Below are 12,797 nucleotides of genomic sequence, written 5' to 3'. Positions count from 1 at the left end.
TAGCTATCTTTTTACTTATTAGGTTGAAACCATGAAGCGGTTAGAGAAGGCCCCTTTTTCTCTATTCATGGTTTCAAAACTTAAATGATCCAAAAGATGACTCTTAAAATAGGTTTTTAATTTTAGAAAGTAAAGAACTCTTTAACTTGGATGAACCTCCTCTTTCAAACGTTTTCTCCCTGATTTTCTCCCATCTTTCTTTCAATACATGACCCTTTTTATAAGAAGACTGCTGAAGCATCCATTCATTAATCTTCTTAAAGCCACTTTGGTTTTGTTGAAAGTAGCGAACCATTGAGTAATCAAATTTATTATTCACGTCTAACATCGCTTCTGTCCTTCTTTTGGATAGAGCATATAGAATAAAAGTCTGCATGCTTTCTACATGAACTTTGTTTTTTATGTTGGGATGATAGGCCAACGCTTCCCAGAAAAGTTCAACCATATCCACTACATATAACATGTTCAGAACTTGAACTCGGTCATTTTCTTTTAGACCAGGGGAAAGATAAAATGGCAAACTCCATTCTAAATAATCTTTATACCTTTTTGGTGGGAAGGATGTTAAGATCTCAACGACAGCCGGCTGCGATTCTACCGCTGGCTTGCCTCCTGTCCTTAGCTTCATCGTAAAGTCGATTAAAGGAAGGATGTTTGTTTTTGAGTGTAGCTTTCTTTCATCCTTAACCTGTTTCACTGTTTGCAAAAATTTTAGTTTCGTCTCATCAAGGTTTGAGAACACGATCGTTTCTTCAAAACTGTCAACTATTTGCTGTAGCTGATGATTATCTATATAGGCGAGGAACTGAGATTTCAAAAACTGTGGGAATTGCTCTTGCAACTGCCCTTTTCCACCTACATTCTGCATCGTTTTCATTACTAACTTTTGCAAATCAGTATCCAATAAAGAGATCTTCGTAAATACGTTTTGATAGTAACTCTCGAGTAATTGAATCGGTTGATTTGTATCGTCTAATTCATTGTAAAAACTTTGAAGAATCAACCTTTTACCCATTTCCTCTTTTGCTAGCAATTTCAACGTTACATTTGTCCAGTTTGGATTATCTTTCATGGTTACTAACAGGGTCTGGAATGCACGTTCTAGGTTGGTTTTCAATTGGGATTGCATGTTTGAGATATCTTGATAATATATCGTAATGATTTGTACAAAGGTGCTAGGAATAGTATGAAGGGATTCAAGCGCCTCTTTCTTATAGGTACCATTTCCCTTCATCACTAACTTAAATAAGATGTACAGAGTTTGCTTCTGCTGATATTCTAAGGGTTCCTTATTTAATTCACGAATATGACCGATCAAACTTGTAAAGTAAAATTGAACTTTGTATATATTAGGTTCAGTATGTAGATAGGCTAGATTAGATAATCTGTCTGGCTGAATCGCTTTCTCGGCGAAACTAGTAGTAGAAACAGATCTCCCTTGAATGTCTTCATAATAGGATATAACCTGGTTAATTTCTTCGGGTAGCTGGGCATCCAGTAAAAACTGATCCACAGTATGAAAGAAGAACGTCAAAGCTATCTCCCAATGTTCTTTCCGCTTGGTTCTTTCGGCTCCTTCTAATAAAAATAAGGTGATCGTGGATGCGTGCTCCAATGAAAGCTCTAGCAAGTCTTCTTGCAAATGTTCAAGGTCAAACCAGTATCGACTTAATTTGTCTACGATCTCTTTGTATAGACTGTCATGTCCATATCTTTGAACAAATTCAATAGTATCAGCAAGCTCATTCATTTGGAGAGATGATATTCCATTCTCCATGAAATGAAGCACAGCAATACTTTTATCTAACTCTTTACTTATGGTCGTGATACTACTCTGCTGAATAATGGTAAAAAGAGATTGACGTGATTTTCTTTCTCTTAAGGTCTCAGCAGCATACCTCGCATATGCTGATATATGATCTACTTGAAGAATACTTCGATTCTGAAAATCAAATAAAAAGTAGGGAGAGTGATTCGCATGTGTTGAGGTATAGCGAGTTCCCAATGTCATGGTTGAACAAATTAGCGCTGGATTTTTGTCTGGATTATGCGTATACGTGGTAAAGGTCACTTGATTCGCCAATTCCTTGGGTAAAGAATACTGAATAGCAGCATACCAATACGGCAAATGTTCCCTATCATCGATAATCATAAACCGTTTCCCTACTATAGTATGATCAATTAACATACTTAGGATAGATGTCAAATCATTTGTTCTGCTACCTTCGTTCAGAAATTGTCCAATTCTATCAAAAGATAGTTTAGGATTCTTCGGAATGCTTTCAAGAGTTGCCAAAGGTTGCGGTGCTTCTAAGCTATTTTCTTCTTCCACAGTTAGCTTTTCTTTAAAAATAGAAGAACGATAGTACTCCATTGAATAATTAGGCAACTCCCCATCAAATACCAATACATGGGAAAAGTAATTTCCATATCTCTCAGAGTAATCTTTTCCAACATAAGATGATTGAAATACACCATATCGCCCCGTACTTAATGTAAAAAATGTGTAGGACTTCGGAAACAGATTCTGGATCTCTTCATCGGTTGGGCGTGATGGAAGATTTGACGGCGGAACATATCCGACTAAATTTTGAATCTCTGAAATTTCTGTTCTAGTAATTCCTTCTGACATTGAGTAGACCTGAAAACCTGAACCATTGCTGATTCCTCGTTTGGCGGAAGTGTAGTACAGCTGTTCAATTTTCATAGATTTCTCCCTCACTTTCGGTTTACTCCATTAATAATCTTATTTTTCCATAGCAACCAAAGAAATGGGTCTTCCACTCTGTACGGAACAATTTCCTTAACTCCCATTCTAGGATCATGTCCAAGCGCAGATAACCCAAAATACGCATATTCTTTGTAGTTGTGGCTTAGTAGATTCGGGATATTTCCACGTGTCCATTCTTGAACAAGACCTTCCATCTCTTTATGAATATTTTCAAAGTCAACAATATCAAAGGCATTCTTCTCCATATGCTGACCTTTTTGATTCAACTGACTAGAAGGATCCAATAGTGGTTGAATAGCATCAATTTTCGAAAAGCTTAAGGCCATGGGTATCGGTATTTTTTTACTCATTTTAATATGTAGCGTATTACGAATCATGTTCGTCGTCCGAGATAATAGATCACTTACATCACCATTCGGGTTATCCTGAGGTAGGGTAACCGGTAGATGGTTATCACTTATTTCTTTCCGAACAGAATCAAGTTGAAGTGGATCAAGTAAACAAATGACACCGGAGGAATTACAGATATAGCGGTTATGCTTCAGCATATTTCCTTCATCGTGTAGGTCTTCACCCGCTGTATCAAAGAAAGCCAGCGTAATAATCTTCTTTCCAAGGACGCCATCTCCATTAATTGAAAGTGTATACAGCAATGGGCGTTTTATTTCATCGTTAGAGTTTGCAGAGTCGGTGACATTTAGTGCCCTTTTTTCCCGAAATAATGGATTGTAAAAGTTTTCTTTATACCTTCGAATTGTTTCATCGTTTTCTGGCTGCAGAAAGCAATTGTATGTGTTGCCAAGTTCATTGTTTATTCGCTCAATGAGCATCGCAATGTAATGGCTCTTCCCCGTTTCCTTCCCGCCGATAACAGCAATAATATAATCTTCATAATCTGCGATAGAGGATGGTAAATCTGAATGACAAGTTGGACAAATTCGCTTTCGAGTAACTGGCTTTGTCTCGCACTCTTCACAAACAGTCGATTCAGGCATAGATGATTTTAACTTTTCCCAAGTATTTCTTTCTGAAGCAGGAAGAACTTTTTGTTCGAAGGGAGCTGGTTGGCCCCAATAGTCCCCGAACTTTTTATCCTGTTCTCGGTGATTTTCATTCGAACAACGAAATTCTACTTCATGCATTTTATGCTTGGTAAAACAATACGGACATATGTATTTCCTTTTTATTAAAGCCAATGTAATCCCCCTTTTTTATTAATAGAAGAAGTCCAAAAATGGTCTAACTTCGTACACGATCCATATCGTGATATATCAAGTAAATTGTACGTAATCCAATCATTTCGCGTTTTATCCCTTTGGTTTGAGACAGCCCAAAACATATGAATTACCCATTAGGAGAACAAGGCAAATTTAGTGCCAGGTTCTGCTACAATCTTATAATTCAGGGCATCTTCTTTTGTTTCAAAAAACAATTTTGCGTAGCTGTCTTCTTCCAAATAATCATTTAAGGATATGATGTATTCCTTCGTATATTCGCCATTCGGATTGTCAATCACTTGGATGATTTCACCGTCACTTTTCCGATTTGGGATACGTCCCTTTTGTTTTACAAGAGTCAAATTCGGTATTCCGTACTCTGGCATCTTAATTTTCAAAAATGCTTCTTTTTTCAAACCAAGCATCTTTCTCTGAATAGTTAGAGAATAACGAATTTCCATCGGCTCGCGTTCGGTGAACAAATACTGTACTGGTTTGGAGTGGAATTTCTCTCCTTCCCATTCTTCCGTCACGAAAACAGTTACGAAGATATCTCGACTTTCTCTTATTGAATCAATTTTGTACCCATTGAATTTTTTATAGGAAAACCTTTGACATTCTCTTTCTTCTGCGGCAGAATCTTGAAACCCCTTTTCGCTATAACGAATAGTTACCTTTTGGGTATCTTCGGGCCATTGCCATTGAAGAATCAAATCATTTTGTTCTCTTCTTCCAACTACCTTTGTAACAGGCTGGATAGATTTTAGAACAAAAGTTTCACCAATAATGGCACTACTTCCTATTTTTAACACAGGTAACACATGTAAAAAACCACTAAAATTTCTCGCTTTAATTGCCTTACCTTCTGACACAATCTCAACAACTTCATTCCCGGATTCCCTGACGATTTTGGAATACGACCAACATTCGTTTGGTTTATATTCGTCAAATGGGAAATCAGAATAAAATAGTTTAATATCCCCATTTAGTCTTGGTTTCCAATTAAAGTGAATATAGTCTTTTTGCTCATCTACTGAGATTGCCCCAATCGATTCGTTAGAAGTAACAGCCATCAAACCAGATCCTCTTGAGAAAAAGGGCTTTCCTTGTTGATCTTTATATTGAACAATAACTAAATAGCCATACTCTTTATTACTTTCAACATTTATATCCAAGACATTATTTTGAGTTACACCGCTGAGCTTGATTCCATCTCCCCGTCCCTCGGGAAGACTTCCTTCTTTTCGCCAAACTTCAATCTTGGTGTTTCCTGGTGATTTCCACAGTACCTGAATACCTTCATTTTTCACCTGAGCTTTTAAACTATCCACTTCAGAAGTCTTCATTAGATTACTAATCATTGAACTTTTAGCTGACACTTTACTCCCTTGTATTGTTTGAACGTAGTAACTATATCGCTTTCCAGCTTCTGCTTTTTTGTCCGCATAGACACAGTGAGGGGTATCGGCCACTTTTTTAGCCATTGTTGTGCCTTCCTCTTTGCGATAGATTTCATACATGACGTCATTCTGTTTATAAGGAGAATTCCATTCAAGTTTAATGGCATCTTGCGTAATCCCAGCTCGCACTTCTGTAGGCGGTTCAGGCGGGTATTTACTCAGTTCGGTAAGCGCTGTTTGACAATCTACACTTTCTTCTAAAGAAGAGAGTAAGAGTGAAATCTTCTCCTGATCTGTAGCTGCTATCTTCGCTCGGTTTATGTAAGATTCGGCTCCATTAATTTGTCTGCGAATATCTCGTTCAAAAGTAGGGATGGTATCCAAATTAGGGTGGGTGCGTTTAAGGATATTCAGTTCGCGCTCCGCACTATAAAACTTAGAAGCTTTCATGAGTTCTTCTACTTTTTGAACTCTTTTATCTACTAATCGGTAAAAACTCGTTATTTTGTCAGTAAGGGTTTCAATAGCTGCCAACCCATCCCAGTAATACTTTGCTCTTTCCACCATTGCTTCAGCTGTTACGTAATCTTTGTTTACTAAGGCCCATTCAGCGCGTTTGAGATAGTGCTCTTGATAATAAAAGCTGATAAAGGAAATCCCACAGCGTGAACAATGTTCACTAGATGATGGCGACGTCACACCGCATTTTTTGCATTCAATCTTCAATGGTTGACCACAACCTGTACATGACACGCCTTTTGCTTTATTGACTAGTCCACAGTTTCCACAGTGTTCGAGTTCTACTATTGGTTGTTTCGCCTGCTGTTGTTTTGAAACAATTGCGATATTCTCATCGTCACACACTCTTTTTATTCTAACCTCTGAATCTGCGGAAGAGAGCCCTTCATTCATTGCCTGAATCCTAAGTTCCTCATAAACAGACTTTTCAAGTTCCCCTGTACAACCCGCAACTTTAACATACTGAGCGATGCTTTCAAATCTCTTCATTTTTAAAGATTCATCGTATTTCAAGCGTGTTTCTTTATCTTTAAAAACAGTTAGCGCTTGGGAAAGGGCATCTTTCTTGATAAGAAGTTCTCCAGATACAACTCCTTTACTAGAAAGCAATTTGTATTCAGCATTCGCCTTATCATGAAGATCTAGTTCTCCTGTTCCTTCAGGAAGCTCTAATAAATCATATAAGCTAGTTACCTTGCCAACTCTAGGTTGATCAATCAGCTTGTCTAGTAAATCACAAATTGATTTCATTTTCTCTTTTGTTAATGCTGGTCGTCCACTTTTCGTCTCTTTATGTTTAGCACCACTTTTATTTGTTTTTATAGGAACACTTACAATGTTGGTGATAACTTCATTTGTAGTAAATCCTAAATCTTTTTGAATACTCTCTACTTCTTCTTCTAACACATATCCTTTTTTCGATAATATTAGGATTACTTTATTAAGTTTTTCGTATTTTTCTTTCTCTTTCTGTTGCTGTTCTTTATCATGTAGCCATTTTGCCGCTTGAGCTTCAGTTTCCCTAAAGCTGTGATCCTGCATATCCTTTTCCATTCGTTCCATCATTCTTAAAAATGATTCCGCCTCTGACCGATATGTCGCATTAGACAACCTTCTTGTCCATAGAGACCTTTTTTTCTGAATGGCCTTTTTAATATTGTCGTAGTTATGCTCTGGGGGATCATATGGCAATTCTAGTAGCAGATAATAGTTTTGTTGATCCATTTTTATCCGTTCACCCCTTTAACTCCAAATAATAGGTTCTTATGAATGCCCATATAAATTGAATATGGCGTTTCTAACGTCTACATTTATGACAGAGGACAAATAATGTAGCACGCTAAACTCTCCTCATCTTAAAGGCGATGGTGTGGAGCCGCTAAGAAGTATGATTCTTAAGTAGTTTGGCTATATTTTTAGGTCACAGAGCCCCAACATCTTGTTCTTCATTTAAAAGAGGAAGAAGATTGTTCTTCATTTAAAAGAGGAAGAAGATTGTTCTTCCTCCTCTTCCCTAATTGAAATATTGCATGGTTATTTTCCTGCCTTTTGCTGGTGATTGGACAAGACCTGGGCAATTTTTGAAAACGAGCTTACTATTTGATTTAAACCTGTCGTTAAGGTATTTTCATCAGTCATAGCAATTTTATTTACAAAATGCTCATATTACAGGACCAAAACCGACTACAGGCTCACTATTTCCTAACTAAAGTGAAACTTCAATCAGTGGGAGTTTTCTTCATCCCTCATCGTTCATTAGCTTACTTGCAATGCACTGCTACGGATTTTCGCTTCTTCTACTTCTTCAATTGTAATAATCGATGTCGTTTCTATAGTAGCGTTCACCTTGCTGTTATTTGTTAATTCTATACCCGTTACTTCTAATCGACCATCTTCATTTAGAATGAATGTTACTTGTATTGGAGAACCTTTTGGCAAATTATTAGGCATTTCTAATATAGCTTCTCCAATTTTTACTGCATTTTCGATTTCTAGCATGTCATCAGATACTTCATTTTCCATAACTTCTAGTAATACTGATTCTTGATTTGCTTCTGACGTCCCATATTCCTGAGTCACAGCACTTGGAAGAGAATCATTTTTCTTAATTAAGTTATTAACTCTGTTTTCGCCATCCGTATCTATAATAATTACGCCAAAGCTCTTACTTGTTACATTTTTAATAGTGCGTTGAATATTTTTTTCGATTACAGCAGGACCAATAGATGGAACGATATTCACTAATTCGTCCATCGCTTGTGCTTGAGCCTTCGTGGTATCTTCCTCAGTGCTTCCACCAGTCGTTTCATTAATTTCCTGCGCTCTTGTTTTAACCCAATCTTGAAGTGACTTTTGCATCCCATAAAGAGCCGCTCCCTTTGCAACGGATTCATCGGGATCAAAGATTGTTAATTGGACATTAAACTCATCTGTTAATCGTGCTTCAATTTGTGGCATACGTGTTGATCCACCAACTAGAATTATTTCATCAATTTGATCTTTGCCTACACCCTTTTTCATCGCTTCTTCAAACATTAGATTCGTTAATTCAATCGTTCTTTGAAGCAAATGCTCTGTAATTTCCTCGAATTTTTCACGAGTTAATTCTACACGAACGCTCTCTGCTCCATGGTTAAAACGAATGGGTGCTTTGTTTCGAGAAGAAAGAGTTTTCTTTGAAGACTCTGCCATTAATTGCAGCTGCTGAGCCGTTTCTTCATCTTCTAATATATCTTCATCAGAGCCCGTTTGCTCTTTGTATTGATCAACAAGGTAAGCAATTATGGCATCATCCCAATCTTTTCCTCCAAGATTATGATCTCCACCTGTAACAATCACTTCAATCGACTCTTGAGAAATATCAATCAGTGTAACGTCAAACGTTCCCCCTCCTAAGTCATACACGAGAACTTTTTTGTTATCTTCCTTTGTCATTCCGTAGGCAACCGCTGCTGCAGTCGGCTCTGGAATTAATCCAATCACATTCAAACCTGCAACTTCTCCAGCTCTCTTCGTTGCTTCTCTTTCATTTACCCCGAAATATGCAGGTACGGTAATGACGACATCCGTAATTTTCTCGCCGACAATTTCTTCTCCATCTTGTACTAGTTTTCTCAGAATATAGGCGGAAATTTCCTCTGGACGATACTTTTCATCTCCATGATAAAACGGAATATCTGTACCTATTTGTCTTTTTATAAACGAAGAGACATCGCTTGGATAAAGTTTTGAGCTTTCCTTTGCAGCTGTACCTACTACTACGTTTGGCTTTTCTTCCCCAATATCTTCAAAGTACACAACAGAAGGTGTAATTCTCTCTCCTTCAGAATTGGAAATAACGACCGCTTTATTGTGTTCGTCCATATAAGAAATACAAGAATATGTCGTCCCTAGGTCAATCCCATATACCTTTTTGATTTCACTCATTACGAAAACTCCCCTTTACTTTCCATCTATATTTAGCATGATTATCGTTGGATTTAAGTTTTGGCTCATACTCTTGCTATATGTTAATTAGGTACTGTTTAACTAGGCTTTTTGCTTTTCAAAAACAAAAACATTCACCTTTTCGTGGCGGAGTAACTTTCCATCCCACTCGTAGCCTTTTCCTGTAATTTCAGCTATTTTTTTATCTTTAGATGAATCATCTGTTTTGATGGTCTTTACAATTTGCTGCCGTTTTATATCAAAGGTTTCACTATCACTAGTAAACGACTCAACTCCTTGGCGGTAAAGAATATCTTCAATATCTTGAACACAGTCGTTTAGAATCCTAAGAAGTTTCTTTGGATAAAGCTCTTCATCTTTTTCAAAACCTTCAACAATTTTCCTTGTCCGATCGGACATTAAAATGAGGTCGTTAATGAGCGGTTTCACGATATCTTTGATTTGATCGTCTTTGTACAATTGCAATTCTCTATGCAAATTATCAATTATCTTCTCTTTACCTTCGTCTACTACCAACTTGGTATTAAATTCTTTGCCCAGAATCCCTAGTTTATTTTCTAGTTTAACGAATCCTTCGTAAACCATTTCCTTTAATTCAAAAGAAGTCGTTGCAAGAGAGACCTCTTCCCCCCAAACCACTGAATCAGATTGGCTAGTTGTTTCTTGCTTTCGTTCTTCAATCTTTTCTTTCAGATTTTCCATTTCTGCTTTAAGAGCAGGGATAATAACATTTTCACTCTCTAGTTTCGCAATATAATTTCTTAACTTCTCAATCTCATCTTTTTCACTATGTGTGGGAGGAGAATTATCGTATTCCGTCATCGTTTCTGAACCTTCAAATTCTTCTTCCTTTTCTACTTCATATGTATGTATAGGAATATTTACAGTGGAGAGAATGGCTTCTCCTGTCTCATCTTCGTGATTAACTGGAACCTCTTCATTCTCTTTTTGTTTTACTTCCTGGGTTCCTTCATCCTCAGTAAACGAGGATTCCCCTAGATTCTCATCATTCTGGTGTTCTTCAATAAGTAACCCACTATGACTACTTGAAAATTCCCCCTTCTGATCATAATCATATATCTTTTTCTTTTCTTCAGAATCTCGATGATCACTTGATAAGGATTCGAATTTATCATTGCCCTTTTTCTTAAATGGATTTGAAAAGTTAAAACTTTTTTCTTTCAAAAAACTCACTCCTTTTCCACTAAATGAAATCAAGACTATATATCTAGTATTTTACTAGAATTTTACATGATCCGAAAGGGGAATGTGAAAATATTGGAAAAGTTCTTTCGGATAGGCATTTACACGTTCAATGGCATTTCGCTGTTTATACATCTCTTTCCAACTCTTAGAACCACGGGCAGGTACGTTCTACCCCGCTACCGTTATCATATATCGATAAAAGGATGGTCAACCAGCAGCTACGGGAACTCGAGGCAGATGGCATGATGAACCGCACCGTTTTTGACCAGGTTCCGCCAAAGGTTATTTATTCTTTAACAGAGTATGGCTGGTCTCTTCGACCCATTTTAGATGCCATGTGCAGTTTGGGCGAAGGACACATCGCATTGACCGGTGAAGAAGTTTCAAATTAATAGCAATAGAAAAGATTCGAATGCGGTAAGCAAACGAATCCTTTTTTATTTATTCAACCTGATTAAAGTAAACAGCCACGTTGTAGAAGGACCATGTTTTCAACTTTATCTTTTAACCGCCATGCAATATAAGCTTAAATTTTATAAACTAATTATGAAATGGACTCCTAATACATATGGTTTAACTAAGCTTAGAAATGAGCAAGTACTCTTTTCAGACTTATGTATGAATCCGCTAGTATTTAGGAGGGAATTCAATGTTGTTGACCATTTTAATAATCCTTTTAGTCGTATTTATTGGTGGGCCACTCTGTTTATTTCTATGGCTTAAAACTGTTTCCAAGAAGCCCCAGCATTCCATTATTCGCGCACATCCGTATTTAGGATGGCTTCGGTACCTTTTAGAAAAGATGGGGCCAGAGTTTAGACAATATTGGTTTGACAATGATAATAGCGGCAAACCGTTTACACGTTCGGAATTCTTAAGCGTTGTCTTTTCAGCAAAATATCGGAACGATCTTTTAAGTTTCGGATCCAAGCGAGATTTTGAAAAACCGGGTTACTATATAGCAAATGGATTATTCCCCCTATTGAACGAGGAATTAAGAGTTGATAATCAAGAAAAGGTTCATGCAATGAAATATCAAATTGACCATGAGGGACTATTTACACGACGTGAACATCTTGAGAAGGATGAAGTCAATCGTTGGCTCTATCATGAGGAAGACGAGATAATAGTTGGCCCCGATCGAGATCTGCCATGGAAATTATGCGGTCCTTTTGGTGCCTCTGCTACGTCTTATGGAGCTGTAGGCGAAAGTTATATCCTTTCGACAGGTAATGGTAGTAAGATGGCAGGTGGCTCGTGGATCAATACAGGTGAGGGTGGAATTGCACCGGAGCATTTAAAGAGTAATGCAGATGTTGTTGCACAGATTGGACCAGGTTTATTTGGATATCGGGATGATAATGGGAACTTTTCACTCGAAGAATTTAGGTTGAAAGCCGAGGAATCAAATGTAAAGGCATTTGAACTAAAATTTGGTCAAGGGGCGAAAATTCGTGGCGGCCACTTAGAAGGTGAAAAAGTAACACCAAAGGTCGCAAGCATTCGTAATGTACCAGCTGGTAAAACCATTAATTCACCTAATCGCTTTCCTTTTTTGCATAATCCAATGGAAGCGTTGAAGTTTATCAAAACACTTCAAAATGAAGGTGGAAAGCCTGTGGGAATTAAAATTGTCGTAGGATATCATTCTAATTTAGATGAATTTTTCGAGACTATGAAAAGACTTCAAATCTATCCAGATTTCATCACAGTGGATGGTGGCGAAGGCGGTACTGGTGCCACATATAAATCAATGGCAGATTCCATGGGTATCCCTCTCTATCCGGCATTAATTACCGTAGTGGATAAAGCCCACCAGTATGGCATTCGCAATAAGCTAACGATTTTCGCCTCAGGAAAGTTAATATCCGCTGATAAAATTGCGATGGCTCTTGCTATTGGGGCGGATGCTGTTAACTCTGCGAGGGGCTTTATGATTGCAAACGGCTGTATTATGGCTTTGCAATGCCACACAGGAAAATGCCCTACAGGCATAACCACTACAGATCCAAAATATCAAGATGCACTCGTTCCGGAAGAAAAGCAATGGCGTGTTATGAATTATATTATTAATGTTCGGCAGGGGCTTTTTGCATTGGCTGCTGCTTGTGAAATCGATACACCAAGAAAGTTTTCTCGAGAACATATCGTATTTAATGATGCTGAAGGAAAGATGAAAAGGTTATCCGATCTATTTCCAATTCCAGGATCTTCTGTAGAAATAAAAAAAGATCTATGAGATGAGAAAGGAACTACACAGCTAAGTTAATATAGGAA

General features: G+C 37.5%; 6 protein-coding genes and 1 pseudogene. 2 read left to right on the top strand and 5 right to left on the bottom strand.

Translation table 11 applies throughout. The features are described from left to right. Positions 1-103: 103 nt before the first annotated feature. The 5 genes from JNUCC23_RS02580 to grpE all read right to left on the bottom strand — a co-directional run bounded on the left by JNUCC23_RS02580 (position 104) and on the right by grpE (position 10,499). On the bottom strand, positions 104-2,707 hold the full coding sequence (locus JNUCC23_RS02580; RefSeq protein ID WP_454214117.1) for a GAP1-N2 domain-containing protein: 2,604 nt from the start codon (positions 2,705-2,707) through the stop codon (positions 104-106). An 11-nt stretch (positions 2,708-2,718) separates the two neighbouring features. Then, positions 2,719-3,927, bottom strand: a complete 1,209-nt coding sequence (locus JNUCC23_RS02575) for a hypothetical protein (RefSeq protein WP_454214115.1) — start codon at positions 3,925-3,927, stop codon at positions 2,719-2,721. 155 nt (positions 3,928-4,082) lie between these two features. Further along, positions 4,083-7,091, bottom strand: a complete 3,009-nt coding sequence (locus tag JNUCC23_RS02570; protein ID WP_454214113.1) for a hypothetical protein — start codon at positions 7,089-7,091, stop codon at positions 4,083-4,085. A 531-nt stretch (positions 7,092-7,622) separates the two neighbouring features. Beyond that, on the bottom strand, positions 7,623-9,293 hold the full coding sequence (locus JNUCC23_RS02565) for an Hsp70 family protein (RefSeq protein WP_454214111.1): 1,671 nt from the start codon (positions 9,291-9,293) through the stop codon (positions 7,623-7,625). Between the two features lie 102 nt (positions 9,294-9,395). After that, positions 9,396-10,499, bottom strand: coding sequence for a nucleotide exchange factor GrpE (gene grpE, locus JNUCC23_RS02560; protein ID WP_454214109.1), 1,104 nt, complete (start codon positions 10,497-10,499; stop codon positions 9,396-9,398). 224 nt (positions 10,500-10,723) lie between these two features. On the opposite strand from grpE, the pseudogene JNUCC23_RS02555 reads away from it, so the two are divergent. After that, a pseudogene (locus tag JNUCC23_RS02555) lies at positions 10,724-10,912 on the top strand (winged helix-turn-helix transcriptional regulator); the annotation flags it as partial. A 257-nt stretch (positions 10,913-11,169) separates the two neighbouring features. Beyond that, positions 11,170-12,759 carry a glutamate synthase-related protein gene (locus JNUCC23_RS02550; protein ID WP_454214107.1) on the top strand — a complete coding sequence of 530 codons (1,590 nt, stop codon included), beginning with the start codon at positions 11,170-11,172 and terminating at the stop codon, positions 12,757-12,759. The last annotated feature ends 38 nt before the right edge of the window (positions 12,760-12,797 follow it).

The sequence above is a fragment of the Peribacillus sp. JNUCC 23 genome (assembly GCF_053653995.1).
The sequence above is the reverse complement of the archived record's forward strand: the minus strand, read 5'-3'. Positions and strand labels throughout refer to the sequence as shown.